This window comes from Lysinibacillus boronitolerans JCM 21713 = 10a = NBRC 103108 (assembly GCF_000772935.1).
Lineage (GTDB): Bacteria > Bacillota > Bacilli > Bacillales_A > Planococcaceae > Lysinibacillus > Lysinibacillus boronitolerans.
Genome location: NZ_JPVR01000065.1, coordinates 12,810 through 35,042, shown reverse-complemented (window position 1 = coordinate 35,042; position 22,233 = coordinate 12,810). Strand labels below are relative to the sequence as shown.

General features: G+C 37.8%; 19 protein-coding genes, 1 riboswitch and 1 other annotated feature. Of the genes, 4 read left to right on the top strand and 15 right to left on the bottom strand.

The window, feature by feature from the left end; genetic code table 11:
- Positions 1-4 precede the first annotated feature (4 nt).
- The 6 genes from ruvX to recD2 form a co-directional block, all read right to left on the bottom strand.
- A complete protein-coding gene (ruvX, locus tag CD31_RS05635) occupies positions 5-421 on the bottom strand; it encodes a Holliday junction resolvase RuvX (protein ID WP_016994166.1) in 417 nt (138 codons plus the stop codon).
- Positions 422-423: 2 nt separating this feature from the next.
- Positions 424-690 (bottom strand): IreB family regulatory phosphoprotein, encoded by a 267-nt coding sequence (locus CD31_RS05630; protein WP_004226839.1) that lies wholly within the window; start codon positions 688-690, stop codon positions 424-426.
- 88 nt (positions 691-778) lie between these two features.
- Positions 779-3,439 carry an alanine--tRNA ligase gene (alaS, locus tag CD31_RS05625; protein WP_036076251.1) on the bottom strand — a complete coding sequence of 887 codons (2,661 nt, stop codon included), beginning with the start codon at positions 3,437-3,439 and terminating at the stop codon, positions 779-781.
- Between the two features lie 88 nt (positions 3,440-3,527).
- Positions 3,528-3,744, bottom strand: a binding site (T-box leader).
- 68 nt (positions 3,745-3,812) lie between these two features.
- Positions 3,813-4,778 (bottom strand): magnesium transporter CorA family protein, encoded by a 966-nt coding sequence (locus tag CD31_RS05620; protein ID WP_036076250.1) that lies wholly within the window; start codon positions 4,776-4,778, stop codon positions 3,813-3,815.
- 246 nt (positions 4,779-5,024) lie between these two features.
- A riboswitch (M-box (ykoK) riboswitch) is annotated at positions 5,025-5,190 on the bottom strand.
- Between the two features lie 48 nt (positions 5,191-5,238).
- Positions 5,239-6,672 carry a 4-hydroxyphenylacetate 3-monooxygenase, oxygenase component gene (gene hpaB / locus CD31_RS05615; protein ID WP_036076249.1) on the bottom strand — a complete coding sequence of 478 codons (1,434 nt, stop codon included), beginning with the start codon at positions 6,670-6,672 and terminating at the stop codon, positions 5,239-5,241.
- A gap of 136 nt (positions 6,673-6,808) precedes the next feature.
- A complete protein-coding gene (recD2, locus tag CD31_RS05610) occupies positions 6,809-9,241 on the bottom strand; it encodes an SF1B family DNA helicase RecD2 (protein WP_036076248.1) in 2,433 nt (810 codons plus the stop codon).
- Positions 9,242-9,429: 188 nt separating this feature from the next.
- On the opposite strand from recD2, the gene hisA reads away from it, so the two are divergent.
- The 3 genes from hisA to CD31_RS05595 all read left to right on the top strand — a co-directional run bounded on the left by hisA (position 9,430) and on the right by CD31_RS05595 (position 12,017).
- Positions 9,430-10,197 (top strand): phosphoribosylformimino-5-aminoimidazole carboxamide ribotide isomerase, encoded by a 768-nt coding sequence (hisA, locus tag CD31_RS05605; protein ID WP_036076247.1) that lies wholly within the window; start codon positions 9,430-9,432, stop codon positions 10,195-10,197.
- Positions 10,194-10,481, top strand: a complete 288-nt coding sequence (locus CD31_RS05600; protein ID WP_016991611.1) for a hypothetical protein — start codon at positions 10,194-10,196, stop codon at positions 10,479-10,481. The genes hisA and CD31_RS05600 overlap by 4 nt, the downstream gene beginning before the upstream one ends.
- Before the next feature lie 786 nt (positions 10,482-11,267).
- Positions 11,268-12,017, top strand: coding sequence for a GTP pyrophosphokinase (locus tag CD31_RS05595; RefSeq protein ID WP_036076297.1), 750 nt, complete (start codon positions 11,268-11,270; stop codon positions 12,015-12,017).
- Positions 12,018-12,103: 86 nt separating this feature from the next.
- Here CD31_RS05595 and CD31_RS05590 read toward each other — a convergent pair whose 3' ends face one another.
- The 5 genes from CD31_RS05590 to cymR form a co-directional block, all read right to left on the bottom strand.
- Entirely contained in the window at positions 12,104-13,549 is a 1,446-nt protein-coding gene (locus CD31_RS05590) for an MDR family MFS transporter (RefSeq protein ID WP_016991614.1), read from the bottom strand.
- Between the two features lie 172 nt (positions 13,550-13,721).
- A complete protein-coding gene (locus CD31_RS05585; protein ID WP_016991615.1) occupies positions 13,722-14,381 on the bottom strand; it encodes a tetratricopeptide repeat protein in 660 nt (219 codons plus the stop codon).
- 74 nt (positions 14,382-14,455) lie between these two features.
- A complete protein-coding gene (gene mnmA / locus CD31_RS05580; protein ID WP_036076246.1) occupies positions 14,456-15,580 on the bottom strand; it encodes a tRNA 2-thiouridine(34) synthase MnmA in 1,125 nt (374 codons plus the stop codon).
- A gap of 77 nt (positions 15,581-15,657) precedes the next feature.
- Positions 15,658-16,806 carry a cysteine desulfurase family protein gene (locus tag CD31_RS05575; protein WP_016991616.1) on the bottom strand — a complete coding sequence of 383 codons (1,149 nt, stop codon included), beginning with the start codon at positions 16,804-16,806 and terminating at the stop codon, positions 15,658-15,660.
- A gap of 339 nt (positions 16,807-17,145) precedes the next feature.
- Positions 17,146-17,565, bottom strand: a complete 420-nt coding sequence (cymR, locus tag CD31_RS05570) for a cysteine metabolism transcriptional regulator CymR (RefSeq protein WP_004226809.1) — start codon at positions 17,563-17,565, stop codon at positions 17,146-17,148.
- Positions 17,566-17,769: 204 nt separating this feature from the next.
- Between cymR and CD31_RS05565 the strand changes: the two genes are divergently transcribed.
- Complete coding sequence (locus CD31_RS05565) at positions 17,770-19,056, top strand: replication-associated recombination protein A (protein WP_016991617.1); 1,287 nt, start codon at positions 17,770-17,772, stop codon at positions 19,054-19,056.
- 82 nt (positions 19,057-19,138) lie between these two features.
- Here CD31_RS05565 and CD31_RS05560 read toward each other — a convergent pair whose 3' ends face one another.
- The 4 genes from CD31_RS05560 to CD31_RS05545 all read right to left on the bottom strand — a co-directional run bounded on the left by CD31_RS05560 (position 19,139) and on the right by CD31_RS05545 (position 22,150).
- On the bottom strand, positions 19,139-19,855 hold the full coding sequence (locus tag CD31_RS05560) for a hypothetical protein (RefSeq protein WP_016991618.1): 717 nt from the start codon (positions 19,853-19,855) through the stop codon (positions 19,139-19,141).
- 278 nt (positions 19,856-20,133) lie between these two features.
- Positions 20,134-20,652, bottom strand: coding sequence for a hypothetical protein (locus CD31_RS05555; RefSeq protein ID WP_016991619.1), 519 nt, complete (start codon positions 20,650-20,652; stop codon positions 20,134-20,136).
- A 209-nt stretch (positions 20,653-20,861) separates the two neighbouring features.
- Positions 20,862-21,248: a hypothetical protein gene (locus CD31_RS05550; RefSeq protein WP_036076245.1), complete on the bottom strand. Its 387-nt coding sequence runs from the start codon at positions 21,246-21,248 to the stop codon at positions 20,862-20,864.
- Positions 21,249-21,388: 140 nt separating this feature from the next.
- The gene (locus tag CD31_RS05545) at positions 21,389-22,150 is read right to left on the bottom strand and encodes a tRNA threonylcarbamoyladenosine dehydratase (RefSeq protein ID WP_016991621.1); all 762 of its coding nucleotides are present in this window, start codon (positions 22,148-22,150) and stop codon (positions 21,389-21,391) included.
- Positions 22,151-22,233 lie beyond the last annotated feature (83 nt).

Below are 22,233 nucleotides of genomic sequence, written 5' to 3'. Positions count from 1 at the left end.
TCAATTAATTTTTGCTATCTAAGTAGCCTTGTAAAATCATCACAGCTGCCATTTTATCAATGACCTGCTTGCGCTTTTTGCGACTCACGTCCGCTTCGATCAGCATACGTTCTGCAGCCATCGTCGTTAAACGTTCATCCCATAACTTGACGGGTAGTGAAAATGTTTCTTCCAACAACTTTTTATAGTTCTCGGATGCTTCACCACGCGGTCCTACCGTATTATTCATGTTTTTTGGGTATCCTACAACAAATTCTGTTATAGTATATTCCTTTACTAGCTCGGCGATACGGTCAATACCGAACTCACCATTAGCCTCATCAATTTTTACGGTTTCAATACCTTGGGCAGTCCAACCAAGTGCATCACTTACAGCAACACCCACAGTTTTTGACCCAACGTCTAATCCCATAATTCTCATTTCTAGTCCTCGTTATTCTTTTTAATATAAAATTTAACAAGCTCCTCTAGAATTTCGTCACGCTCAAGCTTGCGAATTAAATTACGAGCATCCTGATGGCGAGGAATATACGCCGGATCACCAGAAAGTAAGTAACCAACAATCTGATTGATAGGGTTATATCCCTTTTCCTCTAACGAAGAATGAACTTTCAACATTACCTGCTTGACTTCCTGTTCCATTGATTCTTCTGGAAAATTAAATTTCATCGTTTGATCAAATGAACTCATGACCAGCACCTCGCTTTCAGAAATAAGGAGATGTGCAAACAAGCTCATCTCCAATTTCTCTTTATTATAACATGTTTTGGTGAATTAATTAAATGGATTTAACATAATCATACACAGAAAGTAGTGCTTCATCAAGTTTTGATGCATCTTTTGCACCTGCCATCGCCATATCTGGACGACCGCCACCTTTACCACCACATGCTTCTGCAACCATTTTCACAATATTCCCTGCATGGTAATTGCCACCAACTAATTCTTTTGAAACGCCAGCACATAACATAACTTTTTCACCATCAACTGCTCCAAGAACAATGACTGCTTTTGGCATCTTCGCTTTCAGGTCATCCATCATTTGACGAAGTTGATTGTTATCCTTCGCTTCCACTTTTGTAGATAGCACTGTTACATCTCCAATTGTTTGAGCGGCATCCACAACTGCCCCTGCCTGTGCATTGGCAATTTTTTGAGATAATGCTTCGTTTTCACGTTGTAATTCTTTGTAGTCGGCTTGTAATGCCTGTACTTTTGTGACAATATCTTTCGCATTTGCTTTTAGTAATGCTGCTGCATCATTTAATAATGCTTCTTCTTCTTTTACTGCTTCATAAGCCACTTTTCCTGTAACAGCTTCAATACGACGAGTACCTGCACCGATACCACCTTCTGAAACAATTTTGAAGAAGCCAATTTCAGAAGAGCGTTTAACATGGATACCACCACATAGCTCAATTGAATAATCTCCGATTGATACTACACGTACAACATCTCCATATTTTTCACCGAACAAGGCCATGGCACCCATTGCTTTTGCTTCATCAATGCCTTTTACTTCAATAACGACCTCTATATCATCCCACACTTTTTCATTTACAATACGTTCAATTTGTTGTAATTCTTCTTTTGTAACTTGACCAAAGTGAGAGAAGTCAAAGCGTAAACGATCAGGGCCTACATATGATCCAGCTTGGTTCACATGATCGCCTAGCACATCTTTTAATGCACGTTGCATAATATGTGTCGCTGTATGGTTTTTAATGATTAAATTACGATCATCACGATTGACCACTGCTTGCACTGCATCTTCCACATGCATTTCACCAGATTCAACTACTACCGTATGAAGCGGTTGACCATTCGGTGCTTTTTGAACATCTTTTACAATAGCCGTAAAGCTATCATTTGAAATTGTTCCACTATCGGCAATTTGGCCACCCATTTCAGCGTAGAATGGTGTCTTCGCTAAAATAACCAATGCTTCTTGACCTTCTGAAGCGACTTTTGCTACTTGACCATTGACGATCATTGCAGCGATTTCAGTACTAGCTGTTAACGTATCATAGCCAACAAATTCACTTTCCACCGTTAAGTTTGCTAATACTTCATTCTGTACTTGCATAGAGTCAACATCTTGACGAGCAGCACGCGCACGTTCACGTTGTTCTTCCATTGCTGCCTCAAAACCTTCATGATCTACTTTCATGCCTACTTCTTCTGCATATTCTTCCGTTAACTCGATTGGGAATCCGTAAGTATCATATAAACGGAAAGCATCTGCTCCTGGAATGTAATCATGACCGGCAGCTTTTTGAGATTCCACTACTTCATTAAAGATAGTCAAACCACCATCTAATGTTTCATGGAAACGAATTTCTTCATTTTTAATGACACGTTGAATAAATTCGCATTTCTCCGTAACTTCTGGATAGAAGTCTTCCATAATTTTACCCACAGTTGGTACAAGTTCAAACATAAATGGTTTTTCAATACCAATTTGTTTAGCATAACGAACAGCGCGTCGTAGTAAGCGACGTAATACATAGCCACGTCCTTCGTTTGATGGCAGGGCACCATCGCCTATTGCAAATGCTACTGTACGGATATGATCTGCAATCACTTTAAATGGTGTATTAATATCTTCTTCTGAGCCAAAGATTTCATTTAAATCCACTTCACCAGGACGCTTATATTTACGGTTGGCAAATTCCTCGATTTTTTCAATGATTGGCATGAATAAATCTGTATCAAAGTTCGTTGGTACATTTTGAACGACTGATACAATACGCTCTAAGCCCATACCTGTATCAATATTTTGCTTTGGTAGTGGCGTGTAAGTACCGTCAGGATTATGGTTAAATTGAGAGAACACAAGATTCCAAATTTCAAGATAACGCTCATTTTCCCCACCTGGATACATTTCAGGATCATTCTCATCTGAGCCGTATTCTACACCGCGATCATAAAAAATCTCAGAGTTTGGACCAGATGGACCTTCTCCGATATCCCAGAAGTTTCCTTCTAAACGAATTAAACGTTCTTCTGGAATACCAATCTCCTGATGCCAAACATCATATGCTTCCTGATCTTCTGGGTGAATCGTAATGGATAATAACGCTGGATCAAAGCCCATCCATTTTTTATCTGTTAAAAATTCCCAAGCGTAATGAATCGCTTCTTTTTTAAAGTAGTCACCAATAGAAAAGTTTCCTAACATTTCAAAGAACGTATGGTGACGAGCTGTTTTCCCAACATTCTCAATATCGTTCGTTCGGATTGATTTTTGCGCATTGGTAATACGTGGATTATCAGGAATAATACGGCCATCGAAATATGGTTTCAATGTTGCAACACCTGAGTTGATCCAAAGGAGTGATGGGTCATTTATCGGCACAAGTGGTGCTGATGGCTCATGATGATGCCCCTTTTCTTTAAAAAATTCCAAATACATACGGCGAATATCTACTGCTTTCATTGGATAAATTCCTCCTATTTAATATTGTAAAATCACGATACGAATCCTGCGATTTACCGAAGAAAATAAAAAAAGCCCTCATCCCCAAAAAAGGGACGAGGACTTGTCATTAGTCTCGCGGTACCACCCTAGTTGTAAGTAAAAATTTTTACTTACCTCTTTAGCACTTGTAACGTCAGTGAACGGCAGGGATTAGCTGCACTCTGGAGTAGCTTTCGGCATTTGCTGCTGTGAGGATTTTTTCAGCCTAGAAATCCCTTTCTTGTCCACACACAAATACGTACTTTTTCCATCATCGTTTTTACTTTTTCTATCGAAAATTATAAAAAAAATCTATTGCGCTGTCAATTAGTACTAGTATGACTAACACAAACTAAGCAATCATTTTTTTGAAATATGCCCACATACCCCACGTAAATATAACTAAAAAGGCGCTGATAGCAATAGTTGTATAGGGTGAATCCTGATAAGGTAAAGGTACATTCATACCAAAAAAGCTAGTAATTACAGATAGCGGCAACATAATTGTCGAAATGACCGTTAATAAATTCAGCTTTTCAATAGATTTACCACTGATTATTGAAAAATACGTATCAAGCGTGCTGTTAACTAAATCGCGGAAAGTCTCTGTAGAGTCGACAATCCGTTCTAGATGGTCATTCAAATCTTTATAGAATGGAATATTTTCTTCTTGAATATCAAATTTCCACTGGCCATTGGTTGTTGAAAAAATTCTTCTTTGTGGCATTATGGCCTGACGAATTAAAATAATTGTCCGCTTCAGTGCAAGAAATTCCTCAGTCACCACTTTCGGTTGATAATCATAAATCTCTTCTTCCAGTTCATCTATACGTGCTCGAATTCGTTCTAATACGGGGAAGTATTCGTCTGTAATTCCATCAATAATGGTATGCAATAAAAAATCAGTACCCTTTTCCAAATATTTTGGACTATTGATACAAACATTCTCCATGTTGCCTAGCCATTGCAACTTTTGTTTATGCACAGTCACAATATAGTTTGGACCCATAAAAATATTTAATTCAACGGTTGTAATTTCATTGTTACTTTTTTCATTATAGATTGGTGCATGAAGCACAAAAAATTTATAATCACCATAACTATCCATTTTCGGACGTGAGCCCTCATGTAAGCAATCCTCCACAGCTAGTGGATGAAAGCCAAATACATCTGCTATATTATTCAATTCATTATAACTATACGCATATAAATCTACCCATAATAAGTCTCCGTTATGAATAGGAAGTTGGAAATCCATCATATTGAAATCATGTTGGACTGTCTTGCTGCCGCTATTATAATAGTGGATTTTAATCATTGCATTTCACCTCGTGTTTTGTTATTGAGGGAAACAAAAGGTCATCCTTTATCACCTTTTGTCTGTGTCGGTGATCAGAAATCGATGACTTTTTATGTGTTTCCGTTTGCCTAAATGATACTTATTCGGTTCAGGACTACTATCCATTTCTCATCACCTTCCTTTCATAACAAAAACACGCCTTCTACGAATGAAGGCGTGTTGAATACACATATCAAAAAATAGCAATTAAAAACATTGCATGCTTGTTACCTTCAAACGTTGAGTTTTAGCACTATGCGGCATAGGAATATGTCCAGCTACGTTAAAAAACACCTTATTTCGATGATTTCTGTTGACCCATTGGCGTCTCTCGACATTTTTGGGTAGTAGCGTATCTCCAGCATAGGAGCCTCACCTAACGAAGGGATGTTATTTTTTTGTTCCTACACATCATAGCGGATTGCCTCAAAACTGTCAATCAATCATTTTTCAAAAAGTCTTCCACTCGTTGCACTAAATGCTCTCGTTGATAAGATTGATAGAGCAGGCTAGATAAACGCACAGGATCACCAAAGAAAAAGCGTTCGTACAATGTTTGCCTTGTGCCAAAACTACTCATCGTTAAGTCCCAAGCTAAACGGAATTTCTTTACTCGCTCCTCACCTTTATCTTTGAATGATTGCAAATAATGTTCAAGGTCACCCTCATCTGCTGCAAATGCATGTTCAGTTGGTATGGACATCAAGCCACTTGCCCCTAGTTGCTGGATAATTTCCGTAAAAGTTGGATATACTTTCGGGAAAATTTGAATAGCCACTTGTAATGTTGAGAGATCAGGTCGAATAAAGCCAAACATATCCCTATGTGCATCCACTTCTGATTTAATTAACAATGCTTTCATCGTTTCTAATGGAACAATTACGTCCACTACTTTTTGTTGTACATGTTGGTATTCACCGATATTAATAGTGTCCACAATCGATTGTACAACCCCTAGTACAAATTCAGTCTTGGCAATTTGGCGAGACAACACTTGATGTAAACCATAAGCCTGGAAGCCACTGACATTCATAAATTGATTTGCAACGTCGACATTTTCATAATAAAAAACGCGCTCCCATGGAACAACTACATCATCAAATACAACGATCGCATCCATTTCTTCAAAACGAGCACTCAAAGGATGATCAAAAGTAGAAGGTCCACCTACAAAAGACTGTCGACATAAAAATTTTAACCCCTTCGTATTACTCGGTATAGAAAAGCCAAATCCCTTTCCTTCATCATAGCCATTTGTAGATAAAACAAGAAGCTCATCTGTTATGCCACCCTGTGTCGCTAGTAATCTTGCCCCTTTAATGACTAAGCCCTCACTTGTTTTCCCAATGATTTTAGCAGCAATGGTCACTTCTTCATCCTCATAGTAATAGCGCTTGCGATTCACCTGTGGTTCGATAAAGGTATGTGTCATCGTAATATCATTCTCACGAGCATACTCATAAAACTTTAGCAAATGCTCTGGAAAACAATTTGGCTTTTCTTTTAAAAAGTCTGCTGCTGATGCCAGGGCCATTAATGTTGTATTCATATAATCAGGACTTCTTCCCATAAAGCCATGAGAAGATAATGCCCATTCCCTTGCTGCATGGCGCCTTTTCACAAGATCTTCTGGCGTCATTACTTGAAGAAAGGACATGCCAACTCTCTGTTTACTAGTTGGCGATTCATAGGTCATTTTTTCAAGAAGTGCCTCTTGATGTTGTAAATCAAAAAGTTTCGCTTGACTCTGCATAATTCCTTTAAAGGCAGGATGTTCTGACACCTTTCCTGTTACGACTTTCCCATCTAGCGAAATATACGTTTTTAAAGCATCAATTCGTTCAATATACTGCTGCCCTGTCATTATTGGCATTCTGTCACCCCTATACATTCCCTATGTTTTTGTACTTATCTAGTATATGAAATGTCCAAATATTAGGTGACGATATGATCAATTAGAAAAACCCGATTAGACAGTCTAATCGGGTACTTATAGATAGATATTTATTTTAGTCATCTAAAAAATCATATGGAGAGACATCATTCATACCAATCATTGGATGAATATAAGGGGCTGTTTCTACTGTTAGCTTTTGTTCAATGGAAACAGGCTCCTGCATCCCTTCATTTTCTAAAGAAACTGCCTCGACTTCCACAAGTTCTTCAACAATTTCCATTGGGTTAAGTCTTGCACGTAAAGAGGTGAAACGCTGTAGATCATCTGTACGTTGTAAACCATCCGCAAGCACATCTGGTTCCCCACATAAAATCAAAAAGTTTTTTGCACGTGTAATCCCTGTGTATAATAGATTACGACGCAGCATTTTGGAATACCCTCTAACGACAGGCATAATGACCGTTTGAAACTCAGAGCCTTGAGATTTATGAATGGAGCAACAATAAGCTAGTGTCAATTGATTGAGATCGCTTCGTTGATAGGTTACTTCAATGCCATCAAAGGATACAATCAGTAAATCTTGTTTTTCTACCGTCTCTTTTGCCTTAATAATACTAATGACCTCACCCATATCTCCGTTAAAGACATTACTTTCAGGTTGATTGACTAATTGAAGGACTTTATCTTTTATTCGATAGGTTACATCCCCAAAGACCAGCTCTTTTCGTGTTCCAGTATCATTTGGGTTAATAAGCTCTTGAATCATTTTATTTAAATTATCTATACCAGCTGGTCCTTTATACATGGGCGCCAACACTTGAATATTACGGATTTCCTGACCTTTTGCGACAGCACTTTTGACAACCTGTGTAACAACGTTGGCAACTTGATCGGCTGAAGCCTTAATAAACGAACGATCAGAAGTTTTAGCTGTTAACTCTTTTGGAATCGTTCCTTTTTTTATTTGATGGGCAAGTTCAATAATCGTTGAGCCCTCTGCTTGTCGGTAAACATCTGTTAGCTCAACAGTTGGTAGCTGCTTGGATGCTAATAAATCCTTTAACACCTGTCCTGGACCCACCGGTGGGAGCTGATCCTGATCTCCTACAAAGACAACCTGGACATCTTCGTGTAAAGCTTTTAATAATTGATGGGCTAGCCATGTATCAACCATGGACATTTCATCCACAATAATCAGCTTCCCTGTCACTTCCCGCTCTGTCTCTTCCTCTTTTTCTTGCCCTGTAAAGCCAAGCAGTCGATGGATGGTCATCGCTGGAAGCTCTGTTGATTCGGCTAATCGTTTAGCAGCACGTCCAGTCGGCGCACAAAGAATGATCGGAAATGGCTCCTCTTTTTGGGCATACTCTTTTGGATTTAAGGATAGGCCATGAAGCTTTGCATAAACTTCCACGACTCCCCGTACAACAGTGGTTTTCCCCGTACCAGGACCACCCGTTAAAATCATAACAGCTGAATTTAAAGCCTGTTCAATGGCATTCGCTTGTGTTTCTGCATAGGTAACATTGAGTAACTCCTCTGTTTCTCCAATGGCTTTTCGAATTTCATCTTTACTAAAATGTTCAGCCTTATTATTCCGCTCGATAAGCGATAAGATTTTCGATGCAATCCCTACCTCTGAAAAATAGAGTGATGGCAAATATAACCTTGTCTCTTCACCACAAATTTTGCCATCTTCACGCAAATCAATACAGGCTTGAGAAATGTCCTCGAACGGTATCTCCTGTCGTTGGCTTTGTTCAAGCATTTCCTTAACGAGCGGTAAAACATGTTCTGCATCGAGATAGACATGTCCATCTGATAAAGCAGCTGTATTTAAAATATGTAAAATCGCTGCTTTGACACGATCAGGATGTTTACCGGTTATACCTAATTTCGCACCTAGCTCATCGGCTCGAAAGAAACCAACCCCTTCCACATCTTCAATCAAGCGGTATGGATTTTCTGTTAGTAATTCAATGGCTTCTGTTCGATAGGTTTGATAAATTTTCATCCCAAGCTGTGGACCAAATCCCCACTCATTCAATTGTATCATGACCCGTTCTAAGCCCAAGTTTTGCTCAATAGTGCGATGAATAACTTCTTTTTTTTCAGCGGATAGCCGCGGAACAGCATCGAGTGCACTTGGATCTTCTAAAATAACACGGAGTGCATTAGCACCTAGTTTTTCAACAATCGTTTCAGCTGTTTTTTTCCCGATTCCAACGAATAGGTCACTAGATAAATAATGAATAATTCCTTGCTCGGTGGCAGGTACCTCTTTCGTAAATGTCTCAATTTGAAATTGAGCACCATATTTAGGATGCTGTTTTAAAATACCTGTAAATCGATATTGCTCATCCATTTGTAGTGGGGGAAAATAACCAACAACAATAATTTCTTTATCTTCATATTGCAAATTCGTCTCTTGAATTTTCACACGTACAATCGAATACATATTTTGCGCATTATGAAAGATAGAGACGATCGGACGTCCGAGTATAAAAAATTTATTAAGTTCAAATAAATCTAAATGATCTGTCATGTTCGGTCCGTCCTTTCTATAGTTTTCAATCTTTTTATTTTACCATAGCCCCATGAAAATATCGCAGACAAATATATATTCGCTTTATTATTTTTACATTTTTTTGACAAATGACAATTCTCTGCCTTTATCCTCTATTCCATGCTATGATTAAGAAGAATTAGTTGCACGGAAGGATTGTGAAATTATTGGAATTTAGACCTTGCATCGATTTACACGATGGCAAAGTAAAGCAAATTGTAGGGAGTACTTTAGGGTATACGAATCAAGCAGTTGTAGAAAACTTTATTTCTCAGCATGACGCTAGCTACTATGCACAAATGTTTGCCCAAGATCGTTTAACAGGTGGACACGTTATCATGCTCGGTTCAGGTAATGAAGATGCTGCCCTATCCGCTTTAACAGCCTATCCTCAAGGCTTACAAATTGGTGGGGGCATCACGTCTGACAATGCTCAAAAGTATATTGACGCAGGTGCTTCGCATGTCATTGTCACATCCTATATTTTCCATGATGGTCAGCTCGATTTAGCTCGTTTAAAGCATTTAAATCAATTAATAGGTAAAGAGCACCTCGTCATCGATCTCAGCTGTAAGATGCGTGACGGGAAGTGGTTTGTCATGACAGATAAATGGACTACATTTAGTCATTTCGAAGTCAATGCAGCGTCCATTGCCTATATTGAAGATTTTTGTGATGAACTGTTAATACATGCTGTCGATGTTGAAGGAAAAAAGGGTGGCATGCAGGAAAGCTTGGTACAGGATTTAGCTGCCTGGACATCTATTCCGACTACCTATGCAGGCGGCGTTCGTTCAATTGAAGACTTAGAAAAGTTTAATCAATTAGCCAATGGAAAACTTCATGTAACAATAGGAAGTGCGCTCTCTATTTTTGGGGGCAATTTACCTTATACAGATGTAGTAGAATATTGTAAAAAAGGCGGGATCTTGTGAAGCTTATTTATAAGGATTATGTTTTTCCATTTCACGAAACAAATTTAGAGAGAATCATAGATGGTAAGTATTTTAAAGTGAATAAAAAAGATCATTCTCTTGCGATTCATGTGCAGCTTGACAACGAACAAATGCTACTGGAATTTTCAAAATCACTAAAGGCAACATGTGGGTTCTTACGCGATCAAGAAACAGAGCCTTATATCGGAACCTATATTGATCTACAAGTTTTCGTTGATGAGTTTAATAAACGTTATAACTTAAATGCTGAAATAATTAGTTAAAACAAGGGACGGAAAGCTTCCCTTGTTTTACCCTCAAACCCTCTTCTGCATAATTCCTTCCCCCTATTACCGAAACCTTTTCATTGTCATGTAAGTTATATATTATATAGCATAAACCATAGGGGGGTTCTATCACTAAACTACATACTCAACATTTCCTACATTATTTTTTATGCTTCCCGCCCTTCTTATAGGGATGCTCTCACCATGATCTCTCATGGCATAGGCTTTATTTTGAATACAGAATATGTTCAGGTATTAGTTTTTGCTGTGTTATTTCAACAAAAACTACCCTTAAATCTTTAGATGTAAGCCCTCTTTCTATCCGATCTGTTTTAATCATTTTACGCATTATGCCCTTTTGGTTTAATGGTATAGAGGGTGTTCATTGATGGATAACTTTAGGTCCGATTCATTTTTATCTGGCTAGTTTTATTTTGCCTATATTAATTGTTTATTTATGGATGCTTTCAATAAATAAATATTTATCATGTATGATAGGATTCATGTTCCTCAATTGAAGGTATATTATTAATGCAACCAAATACAGCGCAAATCACTGGGTTTGCATGTTTATCCACCATTATTTTATGGAGAGCTATAGTAAATTCGATATGGCAGTACATTTCACTACTTATATTAGCCTTCATTTAGCTCCAGTCCTAGATGTGGATCAAATTATTTTTAGTGGCTGATATGGCTATGGAATTTCGCCAATTATCGGCTATCTCATTGCCATACAAAAATAAAAATCGAACAAACCGAAAAAGAAAGGATTTAACAACGATGAAAACTGAACTAGAAGTAAACACTTTAAAATCATTTCAAACTGAATTAACACGCTTCTTTTTAGCTTACAAATTTGCTCTACAGGAAGTGGAAACGAAAATTAATATTTTACAAGAAGAATTTAAGTTAATTCATGAATATAATCCAATTGAACATATTTCGACACGTGTAAAATCACCGAAAAGTATTTTAACGAAGATGATGAAAAAAGAGCTTCCTCCTTCAATTGAGGCGGTGCGTGAAAATATCCGTGATATAGCTGGTGCTCGCATCACCTGTTCCTTCGTGGAGGATATTTACAAGGTAAGCGCCATGTTACAAGCACAGCATGACATGGAAGTTGTTGAGGTGAAGGATTATATAGCCAATCCAAAAGAAAATGGCTACCAAAGCTTACATCTCATCATTAAAATCCCGATCTTTATGTCAGACCATATGGAAAAGGTCTATACAGAGATTCAAATTCGTACAATTGCAATGGATTTCTGGGCAAGCTTAGAGCACAAAATTTATTATAAGTACAATAAAGAAGTACCTGAGCATATTCGACATGAATTAAAGGAAGCTGCCCTACAAGCAGCTGAATTAGATCGAAAAATGGAGCGACTGAACAAGGAAATCAATATTTTAAAAGAAAATGAAGCCGAACCTTCATTGCTAGACAGTACCCCAATCGCACATCTAGCGAAATACTTAACGGAACTACCTGGCAATAAAATAATGGATGATGCGCTATTTAAAAAGTAAATCCATGCTGAGATTTGGTCATCAAATGAAAAATCCACCTCACACTGCTTAACCACAGAATGTGAGGTGGATTCTATTGTATTTCGCTATTGCGACTTCCTTATGGATTTCGTTGCTACAAAAAAGGAGAAAATCAGAGCACAAATAGCAAAAATAAAGGTAGCTATATATACATAACTGACGCCATTCGCAATAGTGTCCTTTAAAAAGCTTACTTCTTCTAAATTAAAGCCACCTTTTGCAAATTCACCATTTAATTGAATTTCACCCTTTCCTAATGAAGCCATTTTTTCACTCGTTGCTAGGTTGAAAATCATACCAAATAGTGCTGCCCCAATCGCTTGGCTAAATGTATTCGTAAAGGAGTTCAAACCAATTGATATACCAAGCTGCTTCGGATCTGCCACCTTTTGTATGGAGATCATCAACATCGGCATAATAAAGCCCATCCCTAGTCCAATTAATGATGAAGCGAAATAAACGCTGAAATCACTAGAACCGGAAGATAGTCTTGCCAACAATAATGTACCCGTAACAAGTAAAATCGTACCCATTTGGATAATGCGTTTATTTGTTAAACGACCGATTAAATAACCTGCCATAATCGAGTTCACCGTCCAAAAAATAGACATTGGTGTTAATAATAAACCAGCCTGCGTTGCATTTTTGCCTAAAACACTTTGGGCAAATATTGGAATATAAACCGTCACACCAATGACAATAGACATGCCGCTTAAAGTTAATGCATTAATGACCATTAGACGTCCATTTTTAAACAATGTTAACGGAATAATTGGCTCCTCTGCTCGCAACTCCACCCAGATAAAAATACTTAAGAATACAAGGGCAACACCGTACATTAGCAGCGATTGACCTGATAACCAAGTTTGTGTTTTACTGTTTTCGATAATCACAAACAGTAGCGCAACCATGCCAATTGTAAAAAATACTGCACCTAGGTAGTCAATTTTACGCTTCACTGCCTCTAGTTGTTCTTTATAATGTTTAGCAATTAAATAAATAGAGGCTAAACCAAACGGTACATTAATGAAGAAAATAAAATGCCAAGATACTTGGTCAACAATAAACCCTCCAAATAATGGACCTACAACACCAGAAACGCCCCATACCATACTTAAATAGCTTTGTCCTTTGGCACGCTCTTTTTCAGTCTTAAATAATTCACCAACCATTGTTAATGTGATGGGCAAAATTGAACCTGCGCCAATACCTTGAATTGCTCGAAAAACAATTAATTGCTCCATGGATTGAGCTAAACCACATAACATAGAACCTACTAAAAAAATAATGATACCTGTAATAATCATTCGTTTACGGCCAAATAAATCGGCTAATTTACCAAAAATAATCGCCGCAATGGCTGAGGCTAGTAAATAAGCGGAATAGATCCAGCTTATTAAGTCTACACCTAATAAATCAGCCGTAATACTTGGGATAGCAGTACTTACAATCGTTCCTTCAATTGCAGCAAGTGCTGTTACAAGTAATAGTGCCATAAATACTTTATTCATTCTGTCACCTTTTCCTTTCCTGCATGACATACATTACCAAGTTTGAACTAGAAATAAAAGAGAAGGGATTCAATTTATGAAAAAATAAACGATGTTTTTCTGTTTTACTAGATAAAATCAATAAAAAAGCAGCAAGAATGTAAATCAACATTCACTCGCTGCTTATTATCTATCAGTTAAATCGTTGAGCAATCATATCGTAAATATAACGCGCTTGGTCATATTCAGGTTGTAATGTAAAGGCTTGTTTCAAATGATACATTGCATCTTCTGTTTGTTCAGTGGACACGGCATATAGTACACCTAAATTATAATGTGCATCTGCATTATTCCAATCCTGTTCAATCAAGAGATCCAACTCCTTCTTCCCTTCCTCAAACATTTCTAATGCACATAGTACGATCGCATAGGCTAAACGAATCTGTGTATCCTCTGGAGCAATTTCTACAGCACGTTGTAAATAAGGTAATGCCAATTTTGTGTTATCCATACGTTCAAAGCATTTCCCCATCATATAATAGACATCGGCACCTTCAATATGATGTTTTAGCGCTTGCTCATATAGCTTCACAGCCTCAGCATAGCGTTCAGCATTGTAATATAAATTGGCTAGACCGTAATAGGCTGTAGCTGCTGATTCATCCACAGTAATTGCCTTTTGGAAGAAACGTTCTGCACGTTCAGTATCCTCTAATACGGCTAATAAATTGCCGAAATTTACATAGCCAAGAGCATTTTCAGGCTCTGCCTCAATTGCTTTTGTAAATAGTTGAGCAGCATCCTCATAACGTTTTTCTTGAAATGCTTGGATGCCCTGTTCATTATAATTCATTTATTCTTCACCTCTATGTAGCGAAAGACTGCTTTTAGGAAGCCAAGAGGCCATAAAAGCAGTCTTAACGCAATTTATCCAACATATGTTAGTTTTTCATTACTTTTAAAGACTTCGTCAATTGTTCCGCCACCCATACATTCTTCTCCATCGTAAAGAACAACAGCTTGTCCTGGAGTGATAGCACGGACAGGCTCTGCAAAGGTAATATGGGCACGCCCATCTGGTAAAATTTCAACTTCTACTGGTGTATCGGTTTGACGATAACGGAATTTTGCTGTGCAAGAAAATTTCCCAGGCAATTTTTTTGTCGAAGTATAGTTCATTTTCACTGCTGTTAATGATGTTGAATACGAATATTCATTGTCAAAGCCTTGTCCGACAAGTAGAACATTACGCGCTAAATCTTTTCCTAGCACAAACCAAGGCTCGCCGTCCCCACCAATACCAAGCCCGTGTCGTTGACCAAGTGTATAGTACATTAAACCATCGTGTTGGCCCATTTCAACGCCATCCATTGTTTCCATTTTCCCAGGTTGAGCTGGTAAATATTGACTTAAGAACTCTTTGAAATTACGTTCACCGATAAAGCAAATGCCTGTTGAATCTTTTTTCTTGGCAGTAGCAAGTCCTGCTTCTTCTGCAATTTTTCGTACTTCTTTTTTCTCTATATCACCAATTGGGAACATTACATGCGCCAATTGCTCTTGTGATAATTGATTTAAAAAGTATGTTTGATCTTTATTATCATCAACGCCACGTAACATTCTAACTTCACCATCACCACTACGATCAATTCGTGCATAGTGACCTGTCGCTAAATAATCAGCACCAAGGTTCATGGCATGCTCTAAAAATGCTTTAAATTTAATTTCTTTATTGCACATAACATCAGGATTTGGTGTACGCCCTGCTTTATATTCTTCTAAAAAGTATGTGAAAACTTTATCCCAATATTGTTTCTCGAAATTGACAGCATAGTATGGGATACCAATTTGATTACATACTTTTATCACATCGTCATAATCTTCAGTAGCTGTACAAACACCGTTTTCATCCGTATCATCCCAGTTTTTCATAAAGATCCCGATTACTTCATATCCTTGTTGTTTTAACAAGTATGCCGCCACCGATGAATCTACCCCACCTGACATGCCGACAACAACTCGAATTTGAGAGGGGTCACGTGTTTCTTTCATTGTGGTCACCTTTTCTTTTATCTAATTACAGTTTATGTTTCAATATTCTACCGAAACATAACATGGTATTTTGCAAATTATTTTTTAGCTAGCTTTTTCACAATTTGAGCCGTTTTTTCTGCCGCATCTCGAATATCCTTTTCCGTTAAACCCTGCCCAAAGCTGAATCGGATGGAGTTTCGTAGCTCCTCTGCACTTTGTCCAAACATTGCTACTAACACATGAGAAGGATCAATCGATCCTGCAGTACATGCCGAACCACTCGAAACATAAATACCTGCCATATCAAGGTTCACTAAAAACGATTCTACCTCCATGCCCGCAAAGCTAATATTTAAAACATGAGGCAACGAATGTACCTCATCACCATTTACATGAAATGCTAGCTTTTGCTGTGAAAAAACAGCAAGCATAATTTGCTTAAAGTGATTGTATAGTGAACGCTTTTCTTCACGCAACTCATTTGCAACTTGCACTGCTGTCGCAAAAGCAATAATGGCAGGTATATTTTCAGTACCTGCACGACGTTTTTTCTCTTGTGCGCCTCCAAGAGCATAACTTGCTAACGGTGTTCCTGATTTTTGATAAAGGAATCCAACACCTTTTGGACCGTTGATTTTATGAGCAGATACACTCAATAAATCCACCTGTAATTCATTTACATCAATGCGCTCTAAGCCATAAGCCTGAACCGCATCTGTATGGAAAGTGGCAGGATGCTCACGCAATAGCTCACCAATTTCCGCAATTGGCTGAATCGTTCCAACTTCATTATTTCCATACATAATTGTCACTAGAATAGTATCTTCACGAAGGGCTTTTTGGACATCCTCAACCGCGACACGCCCTCTTTGATCGACAGGTAAATAGGTCACCTCAAAGCCATCACGTTCAAGTTTTTCACAAGTATGTAATACTGCATGATGCTCTACTTGCGTTGTAATGATGTGTTTTCCTTCCTTTGCACGGGCATAGACAGTCCCTAAAATTGCCATATTGTCAGCTTCTGTGCCACCACTTGTGAAAATAATTTCCCCTGCTTGCGCACCAATTGATTTCGCCAATAGCTCACGTGCATCATCTAGATATTTTCTTGCCTCTCGACCTGCTTTATGAATACTCGATGCATTGCCAAATACCTCCTGCATAGCAGTCGTCATCGCCTCTATTACTTGGCCATTCATTGGAGATGTGGCCGCATGATCGAGATAGATATATGAATTCATGTTGAAAACTCCTTTTTATCAATTACACCTCGGCGTAATTAAGTCAGGATTTTTTCGAGCTCGCTCGAAAAGCCCTTTTCAAACTCTGTGACATCCGCCAGAGGCTTTCGCTTGATTCAGTTAATGCTTGCAAAATCAATACAAGTATACCTCGCTCCTCTATGAGAGGGGAGTCTTCCGTACTTGGTGGTTCATTTTAGGACAAAAAACATTTCTGAATCGAGATAAAAGCACAAAACCCACATCACTCATCGTAAAATAGTTATTGAGATGTGAATCGTTCACAATCTCCCTAAAAGATGAAGTGAATGCAGGAGTAGCGCTTTAGCTTAAACTATTTTAAATATAGAACATGTAGCCTTCCACTACATTTTCTTCTGTATATTGTGCTAAATCTTCAATGGTCGTTGTATCTAACACATTTTTTACTGCATCGCGAATACGTAGCCATAACTCACGTTGAGGTGCTTCTTCATTTTCAATGCCCTCTACTGGTTGAATAGGTCCTTCTAGCACACTAATAACATGGGCCGCTGAAATTTCGCTAGGTGGATTAGCTAGCATGTAACCACCATAAGCACCACGTACACTTTTTACTAGGCCTGAATTACGAAGCGGAGATACTAATTGCTCTAAATATGCTTCTGAAAGCTCCTTTTCCGCAGCAATTTTACGCAAAGGAATTGGTCCTTCTCCATAATGCTTTGCTAATTCAATCATAATTGTAAGCCCGTAACGGCCCTTTGTTGAAATTTTCATTTTATCACCCTCAATTAGTCTAGTCAAAATACTACCAACAGTATATCATAATCTCCTCTTGATGAACTCGGAAATACACCTAGAAGGATATGATATACTAATTAAAGCGATATAAAATCGTTCAAAAGCTATATGAGTGCTTTATTTTAGCGTAAAAAAATGGATGAAGCAAAAAAATGACAACGACTGAAAGGGGAAGTTATTTTGCACAATGAACCACTCGCTTTTCGAATGCGACCTTTAACCCTTGATGAGATTGTTGGTCATCAGGATTTCATTGGTCCCAACACCGCCCTTTATAAAATGATTCAAAATGAACATGTCCCTTCCATGTTGCTATATGGAGAACCTGGAATCGGTAAAACATCCATTGCCAATGCCATTGCAGGAAGTTCCAAGCTCCCTTTCTTCGCACTTAATGCCACACGAGCTGGCAAAAAAGATGTGGAAGATATTGTCCAAGAAGCCAGAATTTCAGGGAAAGTGCTTCTTTTTTTGGATGAAATTCATCGCTTCAATAAATTACAGCAGGATACGCTGTTACCACATGTAGAAAATGGATCGATTGTATTAATTGGTGCCACGACAGAAAATCCGTATCATGATGTTAATCCAGCGATTCGTTCACGCTGTGGCGAAATTTATCAGCTAAAACGCTTAACGAAGGAAAATTTAATCGAATTAATCGAAAAAGCATTAGCTGATGAAAGACGGGGACTAGGCAAATATCATTTTGCCTTAACACCATCACAAATTGAACAAATTGCAGCCGCAGCAAACGGAGATGCGCGAAAGGCATTAACTTTGCTTGAATCCATTTATTATGCCAGTGACGAGGTGGATGGGCAAACGATTGCTGCCGACCATGTCATTGAACATCTCATCAGTCGAATTGGTGTATATGGCGATAAAAAAGGATCACATTTTTATAATTTACTATCAGCCCTGCAAAAATCTGTGCGTGGCAGTGATACCAATGCTGCTTTGTATTATTTAGCGCATTTATTGGAAACAGGCGATTTAGTGGCTGTCAGCAGACGCCTCCTTGTTATGGCTTATGAGGATATTGGTCTGGCTAATCCCGAAGTCGGACCTCATATGTTAGCTGCTATTCAAGCAGCCGAACGACTTGGATTACCAGAGGCACGTATCCCACTTGCAAGTGCTGTCATCGAAATGTGCCTTGCCTCAAAATCCAATTCAGCCATTGTGGCAATTGATGCTGCCATTAAGGCTATTCATGAAGGCAAAACAGGCGATATTCCACATCATTTGCGAGATGCTCATTACGAGGGTGCCAAAGATTTAGGACATGTTGGCTATCAATATCCTCATAACACACCGATTGGTACTTTTGGTGGTTGGGTAAACCAGCAATACTTGCCAGACGAACTTGTAGGCACTGAATTCTACAAGCCTGTTATTGCTGGTGAGGAAAAACGCATGGCCAGTATCTACGACAAACTCAAATCATTTCAATATAAGAAATAATAAAACAAAAGCAAAGTCACTATCTCAAGGAATTGAAATGACTTTGCTTTTTATCTAACAACAGGATAGGCTGCTCTAGCAATCATCCTGTAAAGCTCGGGTTATTTGTTGTGTAGCGTTCTTGGTAAAACAAATTTAATGGTTCTGCTAAATGTCGAAGTGATGGCAAAATGGATTCTTTTACATCTCCTTTATCTGCCTTACTATGCAAAAAGACAATTAAATTATACGACTGATACAATAAGCTCGCGAACTCTTGATTGTTTTCTCTTACCTCAAAGCGAATTGCTTTTACAGCAATTGCTTGTGCAATTTTTTGTTCTCTTGTTTCACAGGAGGGGTCCGTACTTAATTCATCATCCGACACTCTGTATAACCGTTTTAATGCACCATAGACCTCTTGATTTCCACTAAATCGATCTTTTAACCACTGCAAGACAAATTGCAAAAGAATCACTGCATAGATAAGGGAAAGACATTCATCGCCACGTGATTTTTTTGCCAAGCGTTGGAAATATTCTGCTTGTGTGACTAGTTCAAAAAGAATTAAACGAATTGGATAAAGCATGGCATGGCCGCTATTGATGTACAGCTTTTCCCGATCTCTATACATAGCCAACCAAATATCTTTGACCAATGAAATAGATTTCCTTGTTGAGAGCGCTAATTGACATTGAATAAGCTCCTGTTCAATTGTCGGTTGGATAAGCTGTTGAAATAATAGTTCATCTTCCTCACTAACTAATAAAAGAGGTTTTTCCAAATTCGCCAAATCTATTTCTATTCCATTTACAATCATTGCTTAGCCCCCTTCCAATAAGTTCTTACAGCGCGAGCACATATATTACCAATTTTCTAACTATAATTCGACAAAAATACATAAATACCTTTCAAGAAAATATGTCTTTTTACTTTCCCCACAATAAAAAAAGAATCCACGCCACTAAAAAAGCAAGTAAATCACTCTCTTTCCACATCGAACATTGTAGAAAAAACTGATTTATTTACAATTAGTTACGTAGATTCTTGACGTATAGGCTATTTTCAGAAAATAGATAGTCTATTATTGTCTAAGGTCTAAGAAGAAAGTTCCTGATCAACAAATAATTTAAACTGTTGAAGACATTGCTTCACTTCACCTTTCTGTGACAGCACCTCGTTGCGTATGATTGTTGCTTGTTCTTCATCCTCTAGCACTTCAGTTAAAAGAGCAATGATATCTTCTAATAATTGCTCATTCTCTTCCTGCTCAATACTTGGTAAGGAATAGGCTGCTATTTTTAATAAATGCTCTACTTTTTCAGGCGTTTTTTGTAAAGCATTCGAAGAATAATAGGTCGATGCAGCTAAAAAGTAGCATAATTTTGCACAACAATCGATAAATAAATGCCAATACGTATTTGCTTTTGGTAATTCCCCTGCCCGTTGATTAACATATTCCTTATAATAGGTTGTGACTTGTATATATAAAGGATTCAATTCTCTCATGGCTTTCGGATAATTGTTGGATGTATCCAAATAGTCAAATACAATGGCATTCATTTTCTCTTGAAGTTTGACAATATCTAAATGATCACGAATTACTTGAATTTCCATTTCCCCACTCTCCCATATGTCATTTGCTGTTTAACTTCCTGGCTATTCACTGAGTAGCACCAAGCAAACCAAACAAACTGATCGATTATCTAATGGATGATTTAAATTATAGCAATAAACCATATGAAGTAGTGTGGACATGAAAAAAATAAGACAATTTCGTGAATTAATAGCATTTTATGTACATAAGGGGAACTATTTTGGTAAAATTATACCCTTTGTACATATTCATCAAATAACCATGGATCCTTTGCTCGATCGATGATTTCGATAATACTTCCATGCACATATTTTTTAATGCGCTTTTGAGGTATATAAAAATAAGCATTGTTCATAATTAACCATTCACTTAATGTTAAATCACTACCTGCTTGTTGATTTGTTAAGATTTTTTTATGTCGCAGAACATCAGCCATTTTATAAAAACCATCTGACAATTCGTAGGCTGATACATCAAAATTAAAAATGGGGCTGACAACCTGTCCAACATCAAAAATATGTATAGTTTGGTTTTCTTCATCTATAGCTAACTCTACTGTGCTAATCTCGTCGAAAAGATTTAAACCTCTATATTCCATTTGATAAATTTTTTCCATTTGTATACGCCTCCTTTTTTACAACGGTCTAATTGTAACATAGAAAAAGTAGCTACCTCTAAATACAATTAAGGCAGCTACTTCTACGAATATGAACATTTATGCTGTTTTTTGACTATTACCAAAGCACGTAAATGGTATTAACCTTGTACGCGCGTAATTTTTACATCTTTTAGGATGGTATTGATTACCCAGCTTGCTGCAATTAAACCCGCTACGGACGGGACAAAGGCGTTAGATGAAGGCGGCATCTTTGCTTTGCGAATTGCTGCATCAGGCTTACCTACATGTTCGACAACATCTGGACGTACGACAATTGGACTTTCATCTGAAAATACAACCGTAACACCTTTATGAATTCCTTCTTTACGTAGCTTTGTACGAATGATTTTAGCCAATGGGTCTGTATGTGTTTTTGAAATATCTGCAATTTGGAAGCGAGTAGGGTCCATTTTATTTGCTGCACCCATGCTTGAAATAATAGGGATATTACGCTTTAAGCATTCCTTCATTATATGAATTTTATACATCACTGTGTCACTTGCATCGATCACATAATCAATGCCTTGTGCAAAAAATTCTTCATAGGTTTCTTCCGTATAAAACATGTGCATGTCAATCACTTCACATGCTGGGTTAATATCTGCAATACGCTCTTTCATGACAGCTGATTTTGATTGACCAACTGTTGATAGGTATGCGACAAGTTGTCTGTTAACATTTGTGATATCTACATTGTCCTTATCAACTAAAATTATACGGCCGATTCCGCTTCGTGCACATGCCTCAGCAGCAAATGAGCCAACGCCCCCTACACCAAGTATAGCAACCGTTGTATTTTTTAATTTCTCGAGACCCTCTGTACCTACTGCGAGCTCGTTACGTGAAAATTGATGTAACATCCTGACACTCTCCATCTATGAAATTTTATTAGTAAACCTAGTTATATACTAAGATAAAATCAAAACCTATCTTACATTTTATC